General features: G+C 69.0%; 25 protein-coding genes and 2 pseudogenes. 16 read left to right on the top strand and 11 right to left on the bottom strand.

From position 1 onward, the window contains the following. Positions 1–404: 404 nt before the first annotated feature. Together ACV530_RS24825 and ACV530_RS24820 are read right to left on the bottom strand one after the other, a co-directional pair. Positions 405–2,147, bottom strand: coding sequence for a trypsin-like serine peptidase (locus ACV530_RS24825; protein ID WP_494334851.1), 1,743 nt, complete (start codon positions 2,145–2,147; stop codon positions 405–407). Positions 2,148–2,234: 87 nt separating this feature from the next. After that, a complete protein-coding gene (locus ACV530_RS24820) occupies positions 2,235–2,660 on the bottom strand; it encodes a hypothetical protein (RefSeq protein ID WP_494334850.1) in 426 nt (141 codons plus the stop codon). 246 nt (positions 2,661–2,906) lie between these two features. On the opposite strand from ACV530_RS24820, the gene ACV530_RS24815 reads away from it, so the two are divergent. Further along, complete coding sequence (locus ACV530_RS24815; RefSeq protein WP_494334849.1) at positions 2,907–4,250, top strand: hypothetical protein; 1,344 nt, start codon at positions 2,907–2,909, stop codon at positions 4,248–4,250. Here ACV530_RS24815 and ACV530_RS24810 read toward each other — a convergent pair. Then, complete coding sequence (locus ACV530_RS24810; RefSeq protein WP_494334848.1) at positions 4,235–4,909, bottom strand: HAD family hydrolase; 675 nt, start codon at positions 4,907–4,909, stop codon at positions 4,235–4,237. The genes ACV530_RS24815 and ACV530_RS24810 overlap by 16 nt on opposite strands. A 28-nt stretch (positions 4,910–4,937) precedes the next feature. Here ACV530_RS24810 and ACV530_RS24805 point away from each other — a divergent pair, with 28 nt between their 5' ends. From ACV530_RS24805 to cyaB, 4 genes are read left to right on the top strand one after another with little or no spacing between them, the layout of a single operon-like run. Then, positions 4,938–5,252, top strand: a complete 315-nt coding sequence (locus tag ACV530_RS24805) for a 4a-hydroxytetrahydrobiopterin dehydratase (protein ID WP_494334847.1) — start codon at positions 4,938–4,940, stop codon at positions 5,250–5,252. A 15-nt stretch (positions 5,253–5,267) separates the two neighbouring features. After that, complete coding sequence (locus ACV530_RS24800; RefSeq protein ID WP_494334846.1) at positions 5,268–5,819, top strand: flavoprotein; 552 nt, start codon at positions 5,268–5,270, stop codon at positions 5,817–5,819. Between the two features lie 10 nt (positions 5,820–5,829). Next, positions 5,830–6,510 (top strand): HAD family hydrolase, encoded by a 681-nt coding sequence (locus tag ACV530_RS24795; protein WP_494334845.1) that lies wholly within the window; start codon positions 5,830–5,832, stop codon positions 6,508–6,510. After that, positions 6,507–7,124: a class IV adenylate cyclase gene (gene cyaB / locus ACV530_RS24790; RefSeq protein WP_494334844.1), complete on the top strand. Its 618-nt coding sequence runs from the start codon at positions 6,507–6,509 to the stop codon at positions 7,122–7,124. The genes ACV530_RS24795 and cyaB overlap by 4 nt, the downstream gene beginning before the upstream one ends. Here cyaB and ACV530_RS24785 read toward each other — a convergent pair. Next, positions 7,069–7,596, bottom strand: coding sequence for a hypothetical protein (locus tag ACV530_RS24785; protein WP_494334843.1), 528 nt, complete (start codon positions 7,594–7,596; stop codon positions 7,069–7,071). The two genes, cyaB and ACV530_RS24785, sit on opposite strands and share 56 nt — an antisense overlap. A gap of 245 nt (positions 7,597–7,841) precedes the next feature. Between ACV530_RS24785 and ACV530_RS24780 the strand changes: the two genes are divergently transcribed. After that, a complete protein-coding gene (locus tag ACV530_RS24780) occupies positions 7,842–8,357 on the top strand; it encodes an EF-hand domain-containing protein (RefSeq protein WP_494334842.1) in 516 nt (171 codons plus the stop codon). Positions 8,358–8,482: 125 nt separating this feature from the next. On the opposite strand, the pseudogene ACV530_RS24775 reads toward ACV530_RS24780, so the two are convergent. Both ACV530_RS24775 and ACV530_RS24770 read right to left on the bottom strand, forming a co-directional pair. Beyond that, a pseudogene (locus ACV530_RS24775) lies at positions 8,483–8,815 on the bottom strand (helix-turn-helix domain-containing protein); the annotation flags it as partial. 15 nt (positions 8,816–8,830) lie between these two features. Beyond that, positions 8,831–9,502 (bottom strand): TetR/AcrR family transcriptional regulator, encoded by a 672-nt coding sequence (locus tag ACV530_RS24770; RefSeq protein WP_494334841.1) that lies wholly within the window; start codon positions 9,500–9,502, stop codon positions 8,831–8,833. A gap of 133 nt (positions 9,503–9,635) precedes the next feature. On the opposite strand from ACV530_RS24770, the gene ACV530_RS24765 reads away from it, so the two are divergent. Then, positions 9,636–10,193 (top strand): dihydrofolate reductase family protein, encoded by a 558-nt coding sequence (locus ACV530_RS24765; RefSeq protein ID WP_494334840.1) that lies wholly within the window; start codon positions 9,636–9,638, stop codon positions 10,191–10,193. A gap of 159 nt (positions 10,194–10,352) precedes the next feature. Next, entirely contained in the window at positions 10,353–10,925 is a 573-nt protein-coding gene (locus ACV530_RS24760; RefSeq protein WP_494334839.1) for a dihydrofolate reductase family protein, read from the top strand. A gap of 74 nt (positions 10,926–10,999) precedes the next feature. Here ACV530_RS24760 and ACV530_RS24755 read toward each other — a convergent pair. Continuing rightward, a pseudogene (locus tag ACV530_RS24755) lies at positions 11,000–11,353 on the bottom strand (IS5 family transposase); the annotation flags it as partial. A 115-nt stretch (positions 11,354–11,468) separates the two neighbouring features. On the opposite strand from ACV530_RS24755, the gene ACV530_RS24750 reads away from it, so the two are divergent. From ACV530_RS24750 to ACV530_RS24740, 3 genes are all read left to right on the top strand, one after another. After that, positions 11,469–11,864, top strand: a complete 396-nt coding sequence (locus tag ACV530_RS24750) for a nuclear transport factor 2 family protein (protein WP_494334838.1) — start codon at positions 11,469–11,471, stop codon at positions 11,862–11,864. A gap of 238 nt (positions 11,865–12,102) precedes the next feature. Beyond that, on the top strand, positions 12,103–12,474 hold the full coding sequence (locus ACV530_RS24745; protein WP_494334837.1) for a YciI family protein: 372 nt from the start codon (positions 12,103–12,105) through the stop codon (positions 12,472–12,474). Then, positions 12,471–13,709, top strand: coding sequence for an RNA polymerase sigma factor (locus ACV530_RS24740; RefSeq protein WP_494334836.1), 1,239 nt, complete (start codon positions 12,471–12,473; stop codon positions 13,707–13,709). The genes ACV530_RS24745 and ACV530_RS24740 overlap by 4 nt, the downstream gene beginning before the upstream one ends. Here ACV530_RS24740 and ACV530_RS24735 read toward each other — a convergent pair. After that, a complete protein-coding gene (locus ACV530_RS24735) occupies positions 13,678–14,598 on the bottom strand; it encodes an NAD(P)H-binding protein (RefSeq protein ID WP_494334835.1) in 921 nt (306 codons plus the stop codon). The genes ACV530_RS24740 and ACV530_RS24735 overlap by 32 nt on opposite strands. A gap of 116 nt (positions 14,599–14,714) precedes the next feature. Here ACV530_RS24735 and ACV530_RS24730 point away from each other — a divergent pair, with 116 nt between their 5' ends. Continuing rightward, complete coding sequence (locus ACV530_RS24730; RefSeq protein WP_494334834.1) at positions 14,715–15,530, top strand: alpha/beta fold hydrolase; 816 nt, start codon at positions 14,715–14,717, stop codon at positions 15,528–15,530. Here the strand turns inward: ACV530_RS24730 and ACV530_RS24725 are convergent. Together ACV530_RS24725 and ACV530_RS24720 are read right to left on the bottom strand one after the other, a co-directional pair. Next, on the bottom strand, positions 15,512–16,093 hold the full coding sequence (locus tag ACV530_RS24725) for a TetR/AcrR family transcriptional regulator (protein ID WP_494334833.1): 582 nt from the start codon (positions 16,091–16,093) through the stop codon (positions 15,512–15,514). The genes ACV530_RS24730 and ACV530_RS24725 overlap by 19 nt on opposite strands. Further along, entirely contained in the window at positions 16,090–17,142 is a 1,053-nt protein-coding gene (locus ACV530_RS24720) for a saccharopine dehydrogenase family protein (protein WP_494334832.1), read from the bottom strand. The genes ACV530_RS24725 and ACV530_RS24720 overlap by 4 nt, the downstream gene beginning before the upstream one ends. A 270-nt stretch (positions 17,143–17,412) precedes the next feature. On the opposite strand from ACV530_RS24720, the gene ACV530_RS24715 reads away from it, so the two are divergent. Genes ACV530_RS24715 through ACV530_RS24705 form a run of 3 tightly spaced genes read left to right on the top strand, consistent with a single transcriptional unit; the run spans position 17,413 to position 20,826 of the window. Continuing rightward, positions 17,413–19,425: a hypothetical protein gene (locus ACV530_RS24715; RefSeq protein ID WP_494334831.1), complete on the top strand. Its 2,013-nt coding sequence runs from the start codon at positions 17,413–17,415 to the stop codon at positions 19,423–19,425. Further along, positions 19,415–19,549: a hypothetical protein gene (locus ACV530_RS24710; RefSeq protein WP_494334830.1), complete on the top strand. Its 135-nt coding sequence runs from the start codon at positions 19,415–19,417 to the stop codon at positions 19,547–19,549. The genes ACV530_RS24715 and ACV530_RS24710 overlap by 11 nt, the downstream gene beginning before the upstream one ends. Next, positions 19,546–20,826 carry an FAD-dependent oxidoreductase gene (locus ACV530_RS24705; protein ID WP_494334829.1) on the top strand — a complete coding sequence of 427 codons (1,281 nt, stop codon included), beginning with the start codon at positions 19,546–19,548 and terminating at the stop codon, positions 20,824–20,826. The genes ACV530_RS24710 and ACV530_RS24705 overlap by 4 nt, the downstream gene beginning before the upstream one ends. Positions 20,827–21,028: 202 nt before the next feature. Here the strand turns inward: ACV530_RS24705 and ACV530_RS24700 are convergent, their stop codons facing one another. Then, positions 21,029–22,570, bottom strand: coding sequence for a flavin-containing monooxygenase (locus ACV530_RS24700; protein WP_494334828.1), 1,542 nt, complete (start codon positions 22,568–22,570; stop codon positions 21,029–21,031). A 143-nt stretch (positions 22,571–22,713) separates the two neighbouring features. Here ACV530_RS24700 and ACV530_RS24695 point away from each other — a divergent pair, with 143 nt between their 5' ends. Next, positions 22,714–23,682, top strand: coding sequence for an aromatic ring-hydroxylating oxygenase subunit alpha (locus ACV530_RS24695; RefSeq protein ID WP_494334827.1), 969 nt, complete (start codon positions 22,714–22,716; stop codon positions 23,680–23,682). Positions 23,683–23,685: the final 3 nt, after the last annotated feature.

Here is a 23,685-nt window from a genome sequence, read left to right as displayed (position 1 = left end):
GGCATCGCGATGCGACGCGCGGCGGCCGGGCCGAAGCACGGATGACATGGGGATGCGCCTGACGCATGCAGACGCGAAGGCATGAGAAACAGGCCTTGAAGGCCGGAGGGGAGGGGAAATACGCGCAACAGCGCACCCAGGGCTCAGAGGGCCCCGGCGCGCCGGCTCAGCCGACGATCAGCGGAATCGGTTGATCGCGAGCGAGGCAGGGACGCTGCGGCGAGGACTTCCCTCGGGACTCCGACTGGTCATCCCGATCACCTCCTCGCTCGTACGGACAGCGTGGGTGCGCGAGGCGCACCGCCGCGCCCCAGCTTGCCATAGGTTTGTGTGACGTCAAGGCCGAATGTTAAGAGGGCGGACCCGGCCACTGCCGAATCCGCCCTCTTTAAGTCGCTGTCTCGCTAGGAAGAGACCATCGCATTCCACGAACCGAGACCGTTCGCCGAGGTGCTGTCGTAGAGCGTGGTCTCGCCGTCGCCCCAGCGGACGATCAGGTTGTTACTGGCGCCGAAGCCGCCCGCGACCATCGCGGTCCCCGTGTACGAGGCGTTCCCTCCCTGGACGACGCTCGCAGCACCGAGGCCGTTCGCGGCGCTGGTGCCGGTGAAGGCCTTGAGCTGCCCGTTGGGCATGCGCATCAGCAGGTCCGTCCCCGCCTTGCCCGAGAACCGCGCCGAGGCCAGCGCGCCGGCGTTCGCGAACTCGGTGTTCTTCGCCCGGAGTTGGCGCTCCTTGCCCTTGCCGGTGGCGGTGACTCCGCTGTAGAGGCTGAGCTCGCCGTCCTTCCACAGGACGGCCAGGTCACGGGAGTTGGCGCCCGCAGTGATCTTGCGGACGTTCTTCCACTCACCGTACTTGCCGATGGTGGTCTCCTTGCCGAGGACGGACGGACCGACGTCCCCGAAGACGCTGAGCTTGCCGCTCTTCCAGAGCACGACCAGGTTGGACCGGCCTCCGGTGACCTTGGCGCCCGTGAGGGCGACCACGTTGTCGCCCTTCCAGTACTTGTCGCCCGACTTCTTGAGCGTGCTCTCCGCGCCGAAGCCGCCGTTGCCGTCGTTCGGGTAGAGGGTGACCTCGCCGTCGTCGTACGCCACCAGCAGGTCGTCGCGCCCGTTGCCGGCGAAGTCGCCGGTGGCGAAGTGCTGGGCGTGCTTCCAGGTCCCCGCACCCCCGGGCAGGACGGTGCGGGGCGGAGCGCTCACGACGCCGGTGCGCGGAGCGCGGCCGGCCACAGCGTCCTGGTAGAGGTTCTGGATCTGGTCGTCGAAGACCGGGGAGTAGCTGAGCCAGTCGTCTTCGGTCGAGTTACCGCCGCCGTTGCTGCCACCCACGACGCCGATCACGTCACCGGTGTTGCGCTTGGCGTCGTAGTTCATGATCCACGGGCCACCGGAGACGCCGCCGTAGTACCCGCCGCACATCATCTTGAGCTGCCGGTAGTCCTTGAGCTGCGAGGTGGGAACGGTGCAGCTGACGGCCTTCTGGTCCGGGTTGTGGCTGCCCGGATATCCGATCACGTTGACCGTGTTGGCCGGACCGGGGGTGTTGGTCAGCCGAAGGCCACCCGCCTTGTCCTGGACCTTCGCCTTCTGCTTGTTGGGGGCGACGCGTACGAAGCCGAAGTCCAGATTGCTCTCGGGACCCGTGCCCTGCACCCACTGGTCGTAGACGAAGACGTTCTCGACCGGGAAAGCACCGAACTTCTGCTTGTCCGCGTCCAATCCCTTCTTGTACTGCGGGATGAAGAACTTGTTCGTGGCGCCCTTGAACCGCTTGAGGCAGTGCGCGGCGGACAGCACCAGGTTGCGGCCCGGGCTGTTCACGACACTCGCGCTGCAGGACATCTTCTTGTCCTTGCCCTCGAGCCAGAAGAACGTGCCCACCATCGACAGCCCGTCCCCGAGCTTCCCCTGCGGCGTCCCGGGCGGCTTCGCCACCGTCCGCATTCGCGGCGCGGCCGCCTTCGCGGCCTTCGCGTCCACCGGCTTCGCCTCGGCGAGCCGGTCCGCCGTCCAGTACTTCGCGGCGTCGGGTCCGTCACCCCCCGGTGCCGCTTCGGCCGCTGTCACGGTGACGGCGGTGCCGCAGGCGGCCATGCTGAGGGCTATCGCGAGGTTCCGGGACCATCTGGAGGGGGTCAAGGCGAACGAATCTCCGACCTAGGGGACAAGTGTTCGCCGAATGTTTTCACAAGGTAAAAACTCACCGGTAACCGGGGTCGAAAACGATCACCCCCACAACCCAACGGGCCGCCCAGCCCGCCCAGTTCGCCACCCGCGCCTCACCGCTACGGCAATCACCCTCCGCAGCGCTCCAGGCACACAGAGCTCATCCGCACCGCTCGGCGGCGTCAGCAGCCAGTGCACCCCGGGCGGCTCGGCCCGGTGCGGCGCCGGTACGCCGAGGTAATGCCGCTCCCCCAGCGCCTCGCATCCGTCCTCGCCCCAGGCGGCTGCGGTGCCGGGCGGCACGAGCGCGTAGTACCAGCGGCGCGCGGGGTCGGCGATCACGGCGGTGCCGATGCCGACGTCGCGGAGCGCGCCCTCGACCGCGTCGCGGTCGTCGCTCCCGGCGACGAGGTGCACAAGCCCGGCCGGGAGCCGGACGGCGTCGAAGTGCACGCCGGTGCGGAGCATGGCGGGGGTGTCGAGCATCCACGCTTCGCGGGCGACGCGGGGGTGGAGCTCGCGGGATACGAGCCAAGCACCTGCATCTACGGCCGGGTACAGGCCAGTTGGCTTCTTCTCCGGAGAGTTCATGGCTCAAGAACACCGCGCCGCGTCAGCCAGGGCCAGGCCGGAAAGGAGGCCGATCAGGCGGACGTTTCGGAGGACATTTCCACACCCGCAAGCCACTGCACGGGATACGTTGTGCGCTAGGCCACACTGCGGAGGCAGCACATGTCAGGTCTGCCGGGCAACCCCTTGCTCGTGCATGCGCGCATCGCCAGAGGCATCTACACACAGGAGGAGTTCGTCGAAGCCTTCGAGGCGAAGGCGGCCGAGCTGGGCATTCGGCTCAGCGTGTCCGTGCGGCAGGTCCGGCGCTGGGAGTCCGGGAAACCTGGGTGGCCGCACCCTGGAGCGCGGACCGTTCTTCAAGCTCTGTTGCAGTACCCCATCGAGCAATTGGGCTTTACGCGCCCGGTCAAGGCAGCCCAGCCCCTGTTCTCTCCCGCGGAGGCGCAAGATGGCCCTGTGAGACGACGTGAGTTCATGGCCGGTTCGCTCGCCGCGGTGACCGCCTTGAGCGTGCCCGCCGTCCCCGACGATCTGCTTGGGCTTGCCTCTGCGGACCCATTGGACCCGCTGAGGAATGTACTTACCGGCACAATCGCCACCACCGTCGAGCCCAGCAGCCCTGACACGCTGAGTAAAGCGACAGCCTCCGCAAAGCGGCAGGTCCAAGCCTGCCGTTACGCCCAGGTCGCGCAATCCTTACCCAGTCTGCTAGTCGAACTGAAAGCTTGCCGTGAGCAAGGCAATGAACAAAAGAGGATCGACTTCCTCGCGGCCAACGCCTATCACGTGGCAGCCTCGCTGCTTCTCAAGTCCGATGATCCGGCCTCGGCTTGGATCGCCGCAGAGACAGCCATGGCAGCCGCCCGCCGGACCGAGAGTGCCGCTGCCTTTGCCACAGCTTCCCGCATCCTCACCCATGCAGTCGCTGCCGTCGGTCATCACCGTCAAGCCATCCGAGTGGCCACGCACGCAGCCGATCAGCTCAGCGGCGGAGTCAACCGAAACGACCCCGATCGAGTGGCAGTATTCGGCTCTCTGCTCTTGCGAGGGGCCTGGGCAGCCTCAACCGCCAGAGACCGAGACACCGCCGAGTCTCTGCTGGAAGACGCCGACAAGGCAGCTGAGTTGCTGGAGGAGTCCGGCAACAATCGTCAATGGACAGCCTTCGAAGCCAACAACGTTTCCCTGCACAGAGTCTCGGTTGCCCTCACTCTCGGCGATGCCGGTCGTGCACTCGACGAAGCCCGGAAGGTCAAGGTGGGCACCTTGGCAGTGGCTGAACGCCGCGCTGTCTTCTGGACTGACGTCGCACGTGCCTTGTACGGCTGCGGACGAATGCAGAAGGCAGCGGCGGCCCTTCTCGCAGCCGAGCGCGAAGCACCGGAAGAGGTACGTTCTCGCCCCGTGGTTCGCAACCTGATCGGAGAACTCTTGATGGGCGACGGAGGCGGACGATCCTCTGCCTTTCGCGCGCTGGCGGACCGCGCTCAGGTAGTGTTATGAGCATTGAACTCAAGGATTTTCTCACCGAGTTCAGCGAGACTGTCGATGCGGAATGTCGTCAACTCGGCTGCCGACGGATCATGCTGCTGAATCACGCCCCAAGGCCCGCGACGGATCAGAGCCGTCCGCATGCCGGCGGCGACAGCGGGCCTGATGTCGTTGTCCAGGCGGTCACCGACATACACGATCTCGTGTGGTTCGAACGGCGCGGCCTTCGCAACGCGCACGAAGAACTCGGGGTCTGGCTTGCTCGCTCCCCAATCATCCGACGTACCGATCAGGTCGACGTCAGAACTGAACAGCTCCCGAAGCAGCGCCCCGGCGCGCGCCGTCTGGTTCCCGGCAATGCCGAGCCACAAGTCGCCTGTGCGCAATGCACGCAACGCAGGCCGAACGTCCGGATAAAGGTCATCTTCACCGAACCACTCCGGCTGCCCGGCCACCGCACGCTTCTCGCGTTCCGCGCAGAGATCAAAACCCGGGCGGAATACCTGAAACGTCTCACGGTAGTCCTGCCCTCGGGCAATGACCGCGCCGAATACGGCAGCGAAGGTATGCCGCGGTACCCCGAGCCAGTCCGCCCAGGTTCCGTACTCACGTGTCTCGTCGACGAGGCACTCACCGACGTCGAACACCACAGCTCTGATCGCAGGACGCATCGTAGGGCCCTTTTCCACAGGAGGAACCATGTCAGACAGCCCAACTCGGCTCACGGATGAGCAGATTTCGCAACGCTTACAGCAGACACCCGGCTGGCACCGGGACGGCGACCGGATCACCCGCACCTTCAGGATCCGCTATCACGGCAGCGTCGCACTGATCGTGCACGTCGCAGACGTCGAGCGCCTCATCGGCCACCACGCGGACATCGACCTGCGGTGGGACCATGTCCGCTTCTCGATCACCACCCACGACGCAGGCCATAAACTCACCGACGCCGACTTCGACCTCGCCGCGAGGATCGACGCAATCGCTCACGCCCACCAGGCGGCCCCCGCCTAGAAAGCAGGTCAGGCTGTGCCCGGCAAGGTCCTCTACCACGTAATCTGCGCCGCCGGACCAGCCGCCGACGCAATGCTACTGACCCAAGCGGCAGTTGAGCAGGATTGGGACGTCTGTGTCATCACCACCCCCACCACCGCGAGCGGAGGCTTCATCGACCGCCCCGCACTGGAGGCGGCTACGGGTCGCCCGGTCCGCTCCGACTGGCGCCGCGCCAACGAAGAGAAGCGCAACCCTCCCGCCGATGCCATCATCGTCGCCCCGATGACGATGAACACCGTCAACAAGTGGGCCGCCGGTATCGCAGACACCTACGCCCTGGGCCTGCTCTGCGAGGCCATCGGACTCGGCCTGCCCATCGCGGCCCTGCCGTTCTGGTCAACGGCTTTCGACAGGCACCCGGCCACGCAGCGCTCAATCGAGACCCTGCGCGCGTCCGGCGTACAGATTCTGCATGGGCCGGGCGAATGGACACCCCATGCACCGGGAACCGGCGGCCAGCAACTCGACTCGTATCCGTGGCACTTCGCACTGGAAGCGTTGGCGGCCCGGGAAGCAGGGCGATGAGGAGGCATCCATGCGTCTGGTCCTGTGGGACATCGACCACACGCTCCTCGACACGAGAGGTGTCGGACGGTCCCTGTTCGCCGAGGCCTTTCACCGGGTGACTGGCCGGACCGTGCAGCATCAGCCACCCATCGACGGGCTGACCGAATCAGTCGTCTTCCGCGAGGAGGCCAAACTGCACGGAATCACCACCACCCACGAGGACTTCGAGGCATTCGCCAGAACCCTCGCCGAAGTACACCTCCAACACGTCACCGAACTACGCGAGCGAGGCCACGCACTCCCCGGTGCCGCAACCGTCCTCGGAGCCCTGGCTATCACGCCCGGCGTGGCGCAGACCGTGGTGACCGGCAACGTCCGCAAGGCATCCGAGATCAAGCTTGCGACGTTCGGGCTCGATAGCCACCTGGACCTCGGCGTCGGCGCATACGGCGACGAGGACGACGAGCGGTCCGCACTGGTCACGCTTGCACTCGACCGAGCCGGCTTCGCCGCCACGCAAGCCGTGCTGGTGGGCGACACACCACGGGACATACAGGCCGGACTGGACACAGGAGTTCGTGTAGTGGCCGTCGCCACGGGACGATACTCCGAGGGCGAGTTGCTCTCGGCCGGTGCGCAGGCCGTCGTACGCGACCTGACAGATACCCCGCACATCGTCGGCGTGCTTACGGAACGGGGACACCGGTGATCGAGGCAGAGATCAAAGCCCGACTCCGCGACCCCGAAGCCGTCACGCGGCACCTCGATCAGCGCGCGACCACGGCCCGCTCGGAGCTGTACCAGGACACGTACTACGACACCCCCACCGGCACCCTGGCCCAAAGCGACCGTGAGCTACGCGTCCGAACCGTCCATGGCCCAGAGGGCACCGGCACCCGCTCCCTCCTGACATACAAGGAAGCCCGCGTCGACGAAGCCTCCGGCTCCAAGCCGGAGCACGAGACCGAAGTCGCCGACCCGGCCGCAGTGCACGCCATGCTCCGGGGCCTCGGTTACGTCCCCTCCATCGCCTTCGAGAAGCGATGCCGCAACTACGCCTTCGACGCGAACGGTCGCCGCATGCTGGCCACGCTCGTCCAGGTCCCCGAGCTCGAAGGCACCTTCATCGAGCTCGAGACACCGGCGGACGAGGCCGACGTCCAGTCAGCACTGACGGACGTACGGACCGTTCTCGAGGAACTCGGAATCGGAGACGAAGACTTTACGACGGAGACGTATACCGAAGCTGTCGCCGCCCGCCGGGACGTTACGGCAAGATCTCCAGCTGAACAGCGCTTCCGCTGCCCTGGAGACCAGAGGTGAGGCAGTCCGTGGGCAGCTGCCGGGGCGGGGCGGCCACCGTCCGCCGTACAAGGTGTCCTGCACCGCGCCCTTCGGTGACCCGGCCGGTTTGCTGGATGAACAGGGTGCCCGCGGCGCGGACCGTGGTGACACCATCGATGACGATCAACGACCGTCCGCCGTCGGCGTACTGGACGGCTTCCACGCCGCGTGCAACGGAATCCGAGACACAGGACGCCGCGGTCGGGGAAGAGTCGAAGGTGCTGGTGGCCTCGACGGTACGGCCGGGTCCGACAGTGCACGCGTACCGCACATCCGCGTGAATGCGGGTCGGCTGGGTGACCAGGGTGAGCGGTGGGTCGTAGCTGCTCTCGGAGTTGCCCGTGCAAGTGACGGCCCCCTGCCCGCCGTTCCGGGCCTGACCGGCCGGCGCCCACACCAGCGACGACAACACCAACGCCAGGGACCCCAGCGTCACCACCGTGCCACGCATCCCGAACACACACCCTCCAACAGTCCGCACCGCCACTGCCCCTTGGCTGCCCTCGGCCGCAGCCGCCACTCCGGCGCCTCGAAGCGCGCCTCCCTCGCCCGTACGGCCGGTCGCGCGGTCCAACGCGCCACTGCTCCCGCCGGGTTGCACCCGTTGCCACGGCCGCATCAGACGCGCAGAGCGTCGGGGTAGGAAGGGCCGGGACGAGCCCTCGTCGGGCCGGAGCGAGCAGGAGGAAACACCGCATGGACCGTACGACCGTCACAGCCGCCGCCACCCCCACCAGGCGCGTCTTCGCCATGATGGACGCGGACGGCGACAGCGTCATCTCGGCGCACGACTACCTCTCCCGCATCGACCGGGTGGTCAAGGCGACTGGGCGTACGGAGGACGATCCGCTCGTCGCCGCCGCCCGTGCGGAAGGGCACAAAGCCTGGAGCGCGATGGACGCCAACGCGGACGGCCGGCTGACCTTCGACGAATACGACGCATGGGTGGATGCCGACAAATTCGACAACATCTGCCGGTTCGCGCTCGGCTCGCTGTTCGACCTCGTCGACGCCGACGGGGACGGTGCCCTGGACCGGACCGAGTTCACCACCCTGCGCACCGCGCTGAACAATCCGTCCGGCAATGCCGAGGCCGCGTTCGACGCGCTGGACACCGATGGCGACGGCCGGGTCGCCCGCGACGCGTACCTGGCGGCGATCCGCGCCTATGTCGTCGGGGACAACTCGCCGATGGGCGAGGCCCTGTACTGAGCTTGTTCCTCAACCTCGTCCGTCAGCACCGACACGACCGCGCCGCAGGCCTGGGCTACTGGCCCCCGGCCACCCGGAGGATCGCTCCAGTCGCGTACGAGGGGGGCGACGTCTCGCGCTTCGGCCGAGCCGAAGCGGTCGCGGTATCCGCTGGGGGCGATCCCGACGCGGCGGTGGAAGGTGCGGCGCAAGGTCCCGGCGGTGCCGAAGCCGAGGCGGCGGGCGAGTGCGGCCACTGGCCCGTCGGCCTCGGTGAGCGCCCGACGGGCCGCCTCCACCCGAACGCGTTCGACGTAGGCCGCCGGCCCCACGCCGATCTCCGCAGTGAAGCGACGCTGCAGGTGACGCGGGCTCAGTCCGGCGCGGTCGGCCAGTGCTGCGACGGTGTGCCTGCCGCCGGGATTGTCCTGGACCGCCCGCACGGCTTTGCGGATCGGGTCGCTGGTCGGCTGCGCCGACCGCACCTGGTGGGGTCAGATGCCGCGCTGGACCATGTCGATGAGGTGCTGGCCGGCGTCGTACGCCTGGGTGGGGTGGAGGCCGCGCAGCGGGCCGTCGATGAGGAGGACGGCGAGGCCGTGGACGGCGGACCAGGCGAGGAACTCGGCGCCGGGGCGCCGGTCCTCGGGCAGCACGCCCGTCTCGACCAGCCCGTCGAGGGCGTCGCCGAGCAGTTCGAAGGGAGTCTTGCCGGTGGTGCCCGCCGCATCGTCGTCGGCCGCGTGCGTCATGTCGCCGGGGACGTGGAAGGCGATGCGGAACAGTCCCGGCTCCTCCTGAGCGAAGCGCAGATAGCCGGTGCCGACCGCGCGGAAGCGGGCCCGTGCGGTGGCCGCCGGGTCCTCGGCCGACGGCAGCACGGCCTGCTCGGCCTCCATGGTGCGGGCGACCTCGGCCATGGCGGCCTGGGAGACGGCGTGCAGCAGGGCGCCCCGGTCGGCGAAGTGCCGGTAGGCGGCGTTGGGGACGACCCCGGCCTGCCGGGTGGCGGCCCGCAGCACCACGGCCTCGGGCCCGCCCTGCCGGGCCAGCTCGACCCCGGCCCTGATCAGCGCGTTGCGTAGGTCGCCGTGCCGGTAGGTGTCCCGCTTCGGCTTGCCGTTCCCGGTTGCCGCCATGGCCGCCGCCTCCAATGTGGACAGCATCCACTTAGGTCGTCTAGGCTCCTGCATGATCACTCGGGGGCGCGGATGCCTGCATCCCTCGAATGTGGACATCGTACACAAAAGGCGGCCGATGGCCGTCCGGACACCTGTCGCCAAGGGGGACCCGGCACTCATGGGTAAGATCACGCACTTCGTGCACCAGTCGCTGGACGGTTTCATCGAGGGCCCGAACGGCGAGTTCGACTGGCCCCGCATGGACGGCGAGTTGTCCGCCTACTCGCAGGCCCTCACCGACAGCGCCGACATCTTCCTGTACGGGCGCACGGTGTGGGACATGATGTCCGGCTTCTGGCCCCGCGCCGAGGAGTACTCCACCCACGAACACGACCTCGCCTTCGCCCCCGTCTGGCGAAAGGCGTCCAAGGTCGTCGTCTCCTCCACCCTGACCGAGGCCGACTGGAACACCCGCGTCATCACCACCGACGTCGTCGATGAACTCACCGCCCTCAAGAACGGCGGCGCGCACCTGCTGCTGTTCGGCGGCGCCACGCTGGCCGGGTTCCTGACCGAGCACCAACTGATCGACGAGTACCAGATCTTCGTGCACCCCGTCGTCCTCGGCGGCGGCAAGCCCGCCTTCACCCCGCAGCAGCGGTTCGACCTCACCCTGACCGAGACCCGGACCTTCGACTCCCAGGTGGTCCTCCTCCGCCACACACGGGCCCACTAGACCGCTCGCTCACACCGCCCCGACGGGCGGCGGCCGATGAGTTTCTCCGCGGCCGGCAGTCAGAGATCACAGTTGGTGCGCCGCGGCAGCGCATGCAACCGAAGCGTGCACCGGCCGAACCCATTTGCACCCAGGCACGAGATACCGAGGAACCCTACGATGCGTACCCTGATCAGCACCGCGTTCGTCTCGCTCGACGGCGTCGTCGAGGCACCGGGCGGCGAACCCGGCTACCGCAACTCCGGATGGACCTTCAAGCACACCGAGTTCGTGCCCGAGGCGTTCGAGATCAAGGGCAGGGAGCAGCAGGAAGCCGCCGCGATGCTCATGGGGCGGACCAGCTACCAGGCGTTCAGCCAAGCGTGGCCGGACATGAAGGAGTTCGCCGACTACAAGGCCATGCCGAAGTACGTCGTCTCCACCACCCTCGGCAACGACGAACTGGTCTCCAACTGGGGCGAAACCGTGATCCTGCGCTCGGTCGACGACGTCGCCGCGCTCAAGGAGACCGAGGGCGGCCCGATCATCCTCCACGGCAGCGCCACGCTCAACCACGGCCTCTCGGACGCCGGCCTGATCGACCGCTACCACCTCCTCGTCTTCCCGCTCCTGCTCGGCGCGGGCAAGCGCCTGTTCAGCACCACCGACAAGGACGCCCAGAAGCTGACGCTGGTCGAGTCCGAGGCGTACTCCAACGGCCTCCAGAAGCAGGTCTTCGACGTCATCCGCTGACACGCTGCCCGCACCCGAAGAACACCCCCGGGCAGAAGGACGAAGCCCTGAAATGACGGCAGCGGTAAAAGGCCCCGCGGGGCACGCTTGCGGGCCCCTGCCGCATGCTGATGAGCCCGGCAGACGGTGGAGTCCGCGCTCACCAGGGACCAGTCGATCCGCCCCTCCGCATCCGCGGCTGCCTGGACGGCACGCAAGATCTTCTCCCAGGTACCGTCCGCCGCCCACCTGCGATGGCGGGAGTACACCGTCTGCCATTTTCCGGACCGAGTTGGCAGATCCCGCCACGGGATACCCGTCCGCAGACGGAACAGAATCCCGTTGATCACGCGACGGTGACCCTTCCACCGACCGCCTCGGCCCACGTTCTTGGGCAGGTGCGGCTCCAGCCGAACCCACTCATCGTCTCTCGGATCACCCCGCGCCACATTGCTCAGAACGAGTTGTTCGTCCCGCCCGTCACCGACCCATCAGACAGGCTCCAGGGCCGGTCGGGACGTTGCATGCAACAAGGCTGATTGTCCATGAACTGGAGGACAGACAATGACCGCTACCACTCGCGACGCGTTCGAGCGCTACCACGCTTGTTGGGAGGCTCGCGACCCCGATCGGATCGCCGAACTCCACACGGTCGACTCGGTGTTCCATCTGCACTCGGGTCAGCCCCCGGCACACGGGCGGGCAGCCATCCGTCAGGCGGCGGCCGGCATGTTCGAGCTCGTCCCTGACCTGACGTTCGAACTTGTCTCGCTGCGTGTCGGGGAGGACTTCTGGGTGGCCCAGCTCAAGATGACCGGGAAGTCCGCCTCCGGCACCGAACTCGACGCCGACCTCGCGGACTTCGTCCTGGTCGAGAACGGGGCGGTGAAGGAAAAGCACTCCTACGTCGACGGAGTGGCGATGCAGGCCGCGACCGCGCCCGCCGAGGTTTCCCCTTGATGTTGGACACGCGGAGACCGGGCGATGCACGCCCGGAGGAAGCAGCACCAGTCGGTAACTGCACGTAGAAACAGTGCCGCCAAGCATCACGAGGCCATACTGAGGCCTTCGTGTGATTGATGCCGACGGCGGAAACTCATGCGAGTTTTCTCGCGGGCGATGTCAAGACGACGGCCACGGCTCCGACTACTGGTCGAAGGGCCCAGCCGGGGCTCGCGAACCGCGAGGAGAAGCACACATGAAGTTCCTGATCAGCCTGCACATCAACCCCGCCGTGCTGGACGCGCTGACCGACGACGAGAAGGCGGCGATCGGCGAAGGCCACGGCAAGTTCATCGAGGTGCTGGAGGAATCCGGCGAGCTGATCACCACGCAGGCGCTCGTCGACCCGTCGCAGGCCGCTGTTGTGTCCGTACGCAACGGCCAGCCGGTGGTGACCGACGGCCCTTTCCTGGAGGCCAAGGAGTTCCTGGGCGGCCTCTACCTGGTCGACTGCGAGAACAAGGAGCGGGCGATCGAGCTGGCGGCGCAGATCCCGGACGCCGCGATCGAGGGGCTGGGGGTGGAGGTGCGGCAGGTGATGTTCGCTGACGGACACTTGGAGGCGTGACAGCACCGGAATTCGAGGACCTGCTGCGTGAACTCACGCCGCAGGTCCTCGGCGCGCTCGTGCGCCGCCATGGCCAGTTCGAAGGGTGCGAGGACGCCGTGCAGGAGGCTGTCCTCGCCGCCACCGTGCAGTGGCCGGAGGAGGGCGTGCCGGGCAACCCGCGCGGCTGGCTGGTGACCGTCGCATCCCGGCGGCTCATCGACCAGGTGCGCAGCGACCACGCGCGCCGCGAGCGGGAGTTGGCGACGACGGCCGCCGAGGTGGTGCCCGAGGACGTGCCGGACACCGACGACACGCTCGTCCTGCTGTTCCTGTGCTGTCACCCGACGCTGACCGCGGCCTCCCAGACCGCGCTGACGCTGCGGGCGGTCGGCGGCCTGACCACTGCCGAGATCGCCCGCGCGTTCCTGGTGCCGGAGGCCACGATGGCGGCCAGGATCAGCCGGGCGAAGCAGCGCATCAGGGCCGCAGGCAGTTCGTTCGGCATGCCGGACGGTGCGGAGCGCGAAGAGAGACTGCGCGTCGTGCTGCACGTGCTGTACCTCATCTTCAATGAGGGCTATACCGCCTCCTCGGGCGCCGAGTTGCACCGCCCCGACCTCGCGCACGAGGCGATCCGGCTGGCCAGGATGGTGCACGCGCAGCTGCCCGAGGACGGCGAGGTGAGCGGGCTGCTCGCGTTGATGCTGCTGACCCACGCCCGCCGGGAGGCACGTACCACGCCAACCGGCGACCTCATCCCGCTGGAGGAGCAGGACCGTACGGAGTGGGACCGCGCGCTCATCGACGAGGGCACGGCACTGGTCAAGGCCTCGCTGGCCGGTCCTGCGCTGGGGCCGTACCAGCTACAGGCCGCCATCGCCGCCACGCACGCCGACGCGGCCACGGCCGGGGAGACCAACTGGCGGCAGGTGAACGCCCTTTACCTGATCCTGGAACGGATCGCGCCCAACCCGATGGTCACGCTCAACCGCGCCATCGCGCTCGCCGAGGTCGAGGGACCGGAGGCCGGCCTGGCCTTGCTGTCCGCTCTGGACGGTGACGAGCGGATAGCCGGGCATCACCGGCTGCTGTCCGTACGGGCGCACCTGCTGGAGAAGGCCGGCGACACGGCCGGGGCGTACGAGCTCTACCGGCGCGCCGCGAAGGCCACCGCCAGCATCGCCGAGCAGCGCTATCTCGAATCCCGGGCCGCCGCTACGGCTACTGCCGCAGGGCGGGCGTGTTCTCGATGAAGCTGTCGAAACCCAGCGGCGGGCGCCCGAGCAGTTCGGCGACGTCGTTCGTCACTCGGTCGTAGCGGTTCTGACCGTGGAGCCGGGCCATCGTGGCGATGTGGTCGAAGACGTGGGGCGGCAGGTCCTGTTCCGCGAGGTCGTGCTTCAGCCACTCCTCGTACGGCACGTCGACGTACGTCACGTCACGGCCCAGGGCGGCGGAGAACTCGGCCGCGATGGCCGTCATGTCACGCGACCGCGCCCCGGTCAGCTCGTAGACGCGGCCGACGGGCGGTGGGGCCGGGTCGAGCAGGAGGCGGGCGATGACCTCCGCCACGTCGGCCGCGGCGACCGGAGAGGTCCGGGCGGAGCCGAACGGCAGGCGGATCGTGCCGTCCCGCAGGATCGAGGCGACGGCGATCCTGGCGAAGAGCGGATTCTCCATGAACACCGTGGGCCGTACGTGGACGACCGGCACCCCCGACCAGTCGAGGACGTGCTCGGCCAGCCAGTGCAGTCGCTGCTGCCGGGATTCGGCTTCGCTGGTGAGGTCCATCTGCGAGACCGTCATCTGCGAGATGCTCACCAGCAGATCGAGGCCGTCGCCCTCCCGGGCGGCCGCGGCGACCGTCGTCGCGGCCTCCAGGTACGCGGGCGAGACGCTCATCCCAAAGTAGGCGCGGCGGCAACCCGCCAGTGCCTTCACCACGTCGGCGCCACGGGTGAGGTCGCCGATCACCACGTCCACGCCGGCCATGGCCCGCAGGGCCACGGCCCGTTCGTCGTCGTGGTGCAGCAGAGCCCGCACCGGTACGCCCTGCGCATGCAACCGGTCGAGGACGGCTCTGCCGATTCCTCCGACGCCACCGCCGACGCCGGTGACCAGGACGGGTTGGGCATTCACCACGATCGCCTCCTGCCTTTGCGGACTGCTCCACCCTAGGCCGGAATCCGGTGGGCCACCCGTCGGCGATGCCATAGCGTGCCGTTGACGACCTGCTTGATCACTGCCAGGAGCCCGAGATGCCCGTCGAGGCCTTCAGCCACCTCCATGGCCGCCGCTTCGCCTACCTGGACTCCGGGGGACCCGGCCCCGTTCTGCTCGCCCTGCACGGTCACTTCGGGCGCGGACGGATCTTCGCCCCGCTGGCCGCCGCCCTCGCCGGGCGCTACCGCGTGGTCGCGCTCGACCAGCGGGGCCACGGACTGTCGGACCACGGCGGCGAGGTCACGCCCGACGCGTACGTCGCCGACGCCGCCGCCTTCCTGCGGGAGCTCGGCCTCGCGCCCGCGGCCGTCCTGGGCCACTCGATGGGCGGCGCGATCGCCTATCTCCTCGCCGACCGCCACCCCGAGCTCGTCTCGTCCCTCGTCGTCGCCGACATGACCGTCCTCAACCAGGAGCCCGAGACCCACCCCGTCCTCGATATCTCCACATGGCCCCGGCGCACCGCCTCCCGCCAGGCCCTCAAGGACGCCATCGAGGCACAGGGCATACCTGATGCCTCGTACTTCCTCGACAGCGCGGTCGAGTTCGACGACGGCTGGGGGCTGCTCTTCGACACCGACGAGATGGTGGAATCCCAACGCGCGCTCGTCGGTGACTTCTCCGCCCAGTGGGCGGCCTCCGCGCAACCGGCCCTGCTCATGCGCGCCGGTGACAGCTTCATCCTCACCGCCGCTACGGCGCAGCGCATGGCGGCAGAGCGGCCGAACACGCGGCTGGTCGGGTTTCCCGGGTGCGGGCACTGGCTCTACGCGGACGCACCGGACAGATTCGCCGCGGAAGTTCGGTCATTCCTCGACCGGTTGCGCGAACCTCACTTGCACAGCAACTGAACTGCCGCCCGCTTGAGTTGCGTATCCATCGCCTCCGACCGGACCCCGGCGATCCCCGACCGCATCAGCGCCGCCCCTTCCACCAGCGCCACGAACGTCTCCGCCCTGGCCCGGCAGAGGCCGACCGGCCAGTCGGGGCGGTACTGCCGTACGAACGCCTCCACGTGGGCAACGTACTTCCGGTAGAACTCGCGCACCGCTTCCGCGATGTCCTCGTCCCGCGCCGCCAGTGCCCACACCTCGACGTACAACCGGACCAGCCGCGGGTCCTCCTGTTCGGCCAGCACCACCGCCACCGCCTCGGCGGGGTCCACGGACTCCACCGCGGCCAACCGCGCCAGGGATCGGTCCAACGCCCGTTCCAGGACGGCCTTGATCAGCTCGGCCCGTGTGGGGAAGTAGTGCTGCAAGTGACCGACCCGCACGCCCGCCTCGTCGGCGATGGCCCGCAGCGACGCGTCCGCGTTGCCCTTGGCGATCAGGACGGTCTCGGCGGCGTCCAGCAGGCTCGTGCGCCGGATGCTCCCCTGCCGGGTCAGGCGCGGTTTCGTGTCGCCGGTCATGACACCGTCACCTCGACTCCCAGCTTCTCCAGGGCGGGGACGACGTCCTGCGGTGCCGGTGTCATCTCCGGGAAGGCCACGCCGCCGGGGGCCTCCGCACTCAGCACCCGCCTCAGCCCCAACAGGCCTCCCACCGCAGTGAGATGAGCCTGTCCGGCGGTGTCCCTGATCGTCGCGGTGCGGTGCTCCCCGTTCCGCCCCCGCACGTCGACACGGACCAGCGCCTCTCCGCCCTCGCCCGGCGAGTACAGCACCGACCGCCGTATCGACTCGAACCTGTCGCCGCGCCCCCACCGGAAGAACCCGGTCCTCTTGAGCGCCAGCAGGGTGGACGTCGACGAGTTCGCGCTGAACCCGATCCGTGTGACGGCCATGTCGACGCCCAGCGACAGCGGCAGCGTGAACTGCTCCGGTGTGTCGATCCGGGCGACCTTCGTGCGGTGCTCGCCGATGGCGACGTGTCCGGCATCGCTCAGCGGCATGACCATCCGGCGCTGCCCGGCCTCCGTCACTTCGTAGTCCAGCCCCAACCGGTCCATGAACTCGACCGAGTCTGCGCCCGCACGGTCCTTGAGGTCGTACCGGACGGCGATCTCCACCGCCGACGCCCCGCCGAGGCCGTCCGCCAGGGCCGCGGCGACCAGGGCGCTCACGCCGCCCATCCAGCTGGACGACAGCAGCACCGGAGCGCTCGGGGGTGTTACGGCGGCGATCGCCGCCGCGCGCTGCAACCGTGCGGTCCACCGTGTGATGTCCACGTACGACACCCCGCCGCGGATCGCGGCGTGCAGCACCCGGTCGTCGGGGTCGTTCACGGCGCTGATCACGGCGCGGGCCTTCGCCGAGAACGGTTCCGGGTCGCTCAGGTCCCAGCGGCGCGCCGCTGCCCCGGTCTCATCGGCCAGGCCCTTGCCGCGTTCCGGGGTACGGCCGGTGAGCAGCAGCGGCCAGAACGGCGCGGCCAGCCGCGCCAGTTCGCTACCGACGGTTCCCCAACCGCCGACTACGAGCACGGGGCCTGTTGTGTCGAGCTGTATGTCATCGTCCACGACCTCGACGCTAGGTCACGTGACCTAGAAACTCAACGGTCGCCCATGTCGCCCAGATCACATGGGAGTTCGCGACGCACGACCCGAACCGATCGCACGCCCCTAGCACGGCCAGGCGTATTTACCACCCGTCCGCATGAACGGGCGGTTCCCCTGCCGAATAGCGGTCATGCATATCAACGGGGGCAATTCGGGTGCGTGATCGGCATGCAACATCAAGTTCCTCTCCCCCTTGCACTCGTCGACCGCACACGGAAGGAGTGCCTCTCAATGAAAGCCGGTATTCCACTTCCGGACGTACCCGCCGCGTATGACGCCGCTTGCGCGCGCCTCCTGGGGCTTCAGTCCGACGACGGCTCCTGGGAAGGGGAGATGGAGTGGAACACCACGATCCTCTCCCAGTACGTCATCGTCATGCGGGCGTTGGGGCGCGCACCGGACGAGACCTCCCGGCGGAGGATGGTCACGTACTTCCGTAACTCGGTCACACCGCAGGGTGGTTGGGGCATGCATCCCGTGGCTCCTGCTTCGCCGTACGCCACGGTGCTGGCCTATGTGGCGCTGCGCCTGCTCGGCGTGGGTCCGGAGGAACCGCCGGCCGCCGAGGCCAGGAAGTGGCTCGGTACGCAGCCGGGTGGTGCGCGGGCCGTTCCGCAGTGGGGGATGTTCTGGCTGGCGGTGCTCGGGCTGGTGCCCTACCGCGAGGTGGCGCCGTTCCCGCCGGAGGCGATGCTCCTCCCCCGCTGGGTGCCGCTCCATCCGGAGCGGATGCTCGGCTGGACCCGCATGCTCTACCAGGGCATGAGCTACCTCTACGGCGCGCGGTTCCGCGTGGACTTGGGGCCCGTGGGCGACGAGCTCGGGCGCGAGCTTTTCGGCGATATGCCACCGGTCCCGACGAGCGGCCCTCGCTCCGACGTGGTGTTCCCGCGCGGCCGCCTCCTCCGCGCTCTCCAACTGGGCCTGCGCGGCTGGGAACGCGTACACAGTCGCCGGCTGCGCCGCGCCGCCCTCGAACACTGCCACCGTGCCGTTGTCGACGAGCAGCACGCGTCTCCCGTGCACGGGCTGTCCTCGGTGAACGCGCTGGTGGAGTGCCTCGTGTTGTTCGCGCACGACCGGCGGCACCCCCTGCTCGACACGGCAGTGGCCAGGCTGGAGTACTGGGTCTGGTCGGACGAGAAGCAGGGGCTGCGCATCTGCGGTGACCGGACCATGGTGTGGGAGACCTCCTTCGCCGTGAGCGCTCTCCTCGCGTCGGGGGCGGAACACCGGGCGGCGCAGGCGGGACCGGCGCTCACCCGCGCGTCCAGATATCTGCGTGACGCCCAGATCACCACCTACCCGGGGCTGGTGCCGCCACTGCGCACGGTGATCGGCGGCTGGGCGCTCTCCGACCGCGACAGCCGATGGCCGGTCGGCGACTGCACGGCGGAGGCCGTCAACGCGCTGCTCGGCGTGGAGGACGCGCAGCACCTGCGTACCGGAGCCGGGCACCTGCGGTCATGGCCCCTGTCCGCCGCGCTCGACATCATCCTCGACCGCCAGAACCGCGACGGCGGCTTCGGCACACTCGACCGCCAACGTGCCGGCCGCTGGCTCGAGGCGCTCAACCCGACGGAGATGTTCGCCCATTGCATGGTCGATTCGTCGTCCGTGGACTGCACCGGCTCCGCACTCACCGCCCTGGCCCGAATGTGCCCGCATCTCCTGCCGGACGGACGCCGACGGGCCGGCACGGCGATCAAACGGGGGGCCGACTTCCTGCGCTCCGCCCAGAACCCGGACGGATCCTTCACCAGCTCGTGGGGCATCAACTACACCTACGCCGCCTTCCATGCCGCCCGCGGACTCCGCGCGGCGGGCGCCTCCCCCGACGACCCGGCCCTGCACGCCCTGGGGCAGTGGCTGGCGGCGACGCAGCTGGCGGACGGGAGTTGGGGCGAGGACTGGCGGAGCTGTGTCGAGCGCCGCTACATCGCACTCGACCACGGCCTGCCCGGGATGACCAGCTGGGCCGTGCTGGCCGGACTGGACGCGCTCGGCCCCGCGCACCCGGCCGTCGCCGACGGCGTCCAGTGGCTGTGCACCGCCCAACGGCCCGACGGCTCCTGGGGCGAGGAGCAGGTCAACGGCGTCTTCTTCACCACCATGATGATCAACTACCGCCTCTATCCAGCCTACTTCCCGACCCTGGCCCTGGGCCGCTACCTACGCGCGGTCGCCTCACTCACCCCGGACTCCGCGAGTCCGGCACACCACAGGGAGCGGCATGACCACTGAGACCGAGGCAACGGAACGATTCGAGGCCCTCGTTGCCGGCCCCGACGTCCGACCGGTCCGGGTGGGCCTGACCGCTCCGCCCCACCACCCCTGTCTGCTGCGCTACCGCCGCAGGAAGCCATGACCCCGGCCGCGTACGATGTCGCCGTCATCGGCGCGGGCCCGGCCGGCTGCGCCGCGGCCCTCGCGCACGCCCGTTCCGGACACAGCGTCCTGCTGCTCGAGGCAACGCGCCGTCCGCCGACACGACTTGCCGGTGAGTGGATCCATCCGACGGGACTCGACGCCCTGCAACGGCTGGGTGTCGAGCTCCCTACAGCCCGTACGAACACCACCCTCGGCTTCGTGCTGCATCCCGAGGACGGCGGTACGCCCATCACGCTCCCCTGTCCCGACGGCCAACGCGCCGCCACCATCCGGCACGAGGACCTGGTCACTGCCCTCCGCACCACCGCGTCCGCCCACCCCGGCATCACCCTGGCACTCGGCGCCCGGGTCCGGTCCGTCGAGCAGGCCACTGTGACGTACGACCAGGGCGACGGGCCCACACGGCTCGTCCGTGCACGGCGCATTGTCGGCGCCGAAGGGCAAACCTCCCTGGTTCGGCGCACGTTGAGGCCGACGACCACACCCCCGGCCATGGTCTCGCGCACGGCCGGGGTGGTGTTGCGGGGCGTGTCACTGCCGACCGAGGGCTACGGCCATGTCTTCGCGGGTGGTCCCGGGCCTGTCCTCGCCTACCGGCTGGACCGCCACACCGTCCGGCTCTCCCTCGACATCCCCCCGCTGCCGCTCCGCTCCGCCCCCTTACTGACCTTCCTGCGCCGCGCCTACGCCCCGTATCTCCCGGGCCACTTGGCCGATGCCCTCCGCGACGCCCTGGAGCACGGCGGCGTCCAGTGGGCCGCCAACCGCCTGCGCCCGCGCGGCTTCCACGGCCGCGGGCCGTACGCCCTGGTGGGCGACGCGGTCGGCACCTGCCACCCGCTCACCGCGTCCGGGCTGACCTTGGCGCTACGGGACGCCGAATGCCTCGCGCACGCCGGGAACATCGCCGCGCACGGCCGCCGGCGACGGGCCGCGGGCCGTGCGGGCGAACACCTCGCCGCTGCACTGCACCGCATCTTCTGCGACCCCGGCCGGTCCACCACCGAGCTGCGCCGGAGCATGTACGCGGTTCTGCGCAAGAGCGCGGTCGAGCGCGAGCGCATGATGCGGGTGCTGTGCGCCGAGGAGCACCGGACGACGGAGCTGGCCGGTGCCGTCCTGCATGTCGCCGCACGCGCCCTGCGCGAACGCGCCTCGGCACGGGCCTGTACCGACTACGCCGCCTGGCTGTGGTGGATCTGCCGCAACCGCAGCCATCCGGAACACCCTTCGGCGATCGGAGCGGCACCGTGATGGTGATGCTGCCGCTCATGCTGGCGCTGTTCGTCGCAAGCCTGGATCAGACGGTCGTGACGACCGCACTGCCGCACGCTCGGCGGTGCCTTCGGTGCCGCCCTCTTCGGTGCGATCCTCGCCGCCGGTCTCCGCTCCCCGCGGCCGGGCCCGGCGGAGAGCGCCTCGGCCTTCCACGCCGTCTTCGGCTGGACGGTGCCGTTCATGGCAGTCGCCTTCGTGCTGGCGCTCGCGATGCGCGAGGAGCCGCTGTCGGAGCGGCAGTCGGAGGTTGAGACCACGTGTAAGCATCAGGCGCGAAGAAGTTCAGGCGCTTGAGAAGGCGGCCGGTGGACCAGGGCCAGCAGAAAGTGTTGACGCCGGGTAGGCCGAAGTAGTAGCTGGAGCAGTCGGCGGTGTTGTAGACGGTGGTCGGCAGTGCACCGTGCAGGGCTGCTTGGTGGGCCAGTTCGACCTCAGGTCGTACGTCCATCGCGGTGTGCCCGTGAGAGCGCAGGTACGTGAGCGCCGCGGTGATGTAGCGGAGTTGGGCCTCGAGGACCGTGGGTACCGCTGTGGTGCCAGTGAGAGTGTTCGGTCCGATGAGGAGGAAGAGGTTGGGGTAGCCGCTGACGCTCGTGCCCAGGTAGGCACGACGGTTGTCGGACCAGGTCCGGGCGAGTGTGGTGCCGTGGGCGCCATGCAGGTGGGGGGCGAGGGGCAGGTCGCCGACATGGAAGCCGGTGGCCAGGATGATGACGTCGACCGGGGTGTGAGTGCCATCGGCACCGATGACGTCCTGGCCGTGCACAGCGGTCACCCGGGTGGGGTGCAGACGGACGTTGGGCTGCGTCAGGGCCGGGTAGTACGCGTCGGAGGCGATCAGACGGCGGCCGCCGAGCCGGTAGCGAGGGGTCAGGGCCTCGCGCAGGGTCGCGTCGGGAACCGAGGTGCGCAGGTGATGGCGGGCCAGCGCCTCGAGGGGTGCCAGCAGGCGGGGGTGACGCAGTGGCACGCCGATCGCCTCCTGCGTCCAGTAGTGCAGGCCGCGCAGCGCATGCCGTGCGGCCGGGTGGCGCCCGAGGAATCGGTGAACGGCCGGGGGGAACGCGTAGTCCGGCTTCGGGAGCACCCAGGGCGGGGTGCTCTGGAAGACGTCGACGCTGCCCGCGCGGGGCTGGATCTCGGGCAGGAACTGGACGGTGGAGGCCGCGGTGCCCACCACGGCGACGCGGCGCCCCGCCAGATCGGCGTCGTGGTCCCAGCGGGCGGAATGGAAGACCGTGCCGGGGAAGCCGTCCAGGCCGGGGATGTCGGGGTAGCGGGGACGGCACCAGGGGCCGGTGGCCACAATGAGGGCCCGGGAGGTGTAAGTGCCCGCTGTGGTACGCAGGTTCCAGCGGTGTGCCTTCTGGTCCCAGTGGCCGGACAGGACGTCCGTGTCGTAGCGGATCAGCTTGTCCACGCCATGGGTCGCCGCGGTCGCCTCGAGGTAGCCCAGGATCTCGGGCTGGGAGGCGAAGCCCCTGCTCCAGGGGTTGGGGGCGAAGGAGTACTCGTAGAGCAGGGACGGTACGTCGCAGCCGCATCCGGGGTAGGTGTTGTCTCGCCAAGTGCCGCCCAGGCGGCTCGACTTCTCGAGAACGACGATGTCGTCGACACCGGCCCGGCGCAGCGCGATCGCGGCGGCCACCCCCGACATGCCCGCACCGATGACGAGAACCTCCGCCTCGCCACATGTACTCCCGACGGATTCGTCGGCCATGGCTCCACCCCCTGCACCGAGGCGATCGGATCGTACCGGCGGGTGATACCAGAACAAGCACGTATGACGAGAAAATGACTCTTACGAGTGGCTTTTCCTGATAGATGGTCTTCAGTGTCCCCCCTCGTGATTGACTCCTGGGTATGACGACGGGAGTGGAACTCCCCTACCCGAGCGGCTGGTTCTTCCTGGCTCGGTCCAGCGAGCTGGCTCCCGGCCGTGTGCTGACCCGGCGGCTCGCGGGCGAGGACGTGGTCGCCTACCGCACCCCTGACGGGCGGCCGTACGCGGTACGCCCCTACTGCCCGCACCTCGGAGCCCATCTCGGCGCCGGCGGCACCGTCGAGGGCGGGAACCTGGTGTGCCCGTTCCACCGTTTCGCCTTCGCTCCCGACGGCGCCTGCGTCAGTACGCCCGACGGTCCGCCACCGCGTGCCCGGTTGGGGCATCACACGCTGCGTGAGCGCAACGGTTTCATCCTCATCTGGTACGGACACGACGACTCCCCGCCCACCTGGGAGGTGCCCGACACCTCCCCCGCAGGGATCACCCCAACCGCCTCCTGGAGCACTGATGTTCATGCCCATGTCCAGGAGCTCACCGAGAACACGGCCGACTACCGGCATCTGCCGACCGTGCACGATGTGACCGTGTGGAAAGTCGACCCGCCGCAGTCGCAAGCTCCCTGTCTGCAAACGGACTTGCTGCTCAGTCCGAATCACCCTTCCCTGCTGAAGAGGTTCCGGTACGACACCACATTCCTGCAGGCGGGAATGGGCTGTCTGCGTGTCGAGCTCCCACTGCCCTCACTCGGAGTGGTCATCTATTCGTGGGTCATGCACACGCCCACCGCGCCCCAGCGCACACGCCTGGTGCTCGCGACCGCCTGCACGGACATCCGACAGCCCCGGTCCGCCGGAACGTCGCTCCTGCGACGCCCCATGCACCGCGCCCTCGCCCTCACCATGCTCCGGATCTCGGTGCACAAGGTCCAGGACGACATCAGGATCTGGAACGCCAAGCGCTACGAGCCACGCCCTCGCCTCGCCACAGGCGACGAAGCCATCGGCCGTTACCGCCACTGGGTCCGCCAGTTCTATCCGCCCTGCTGAGCA

It is taken from the genome of Streptomyces sp. SX-6 (genome assembly GCF_059089585.1).
Note: the sequence above shows the minus strand (reverse complement) of the source record. Positions and strands in the feature narration are given on the sequence as shown.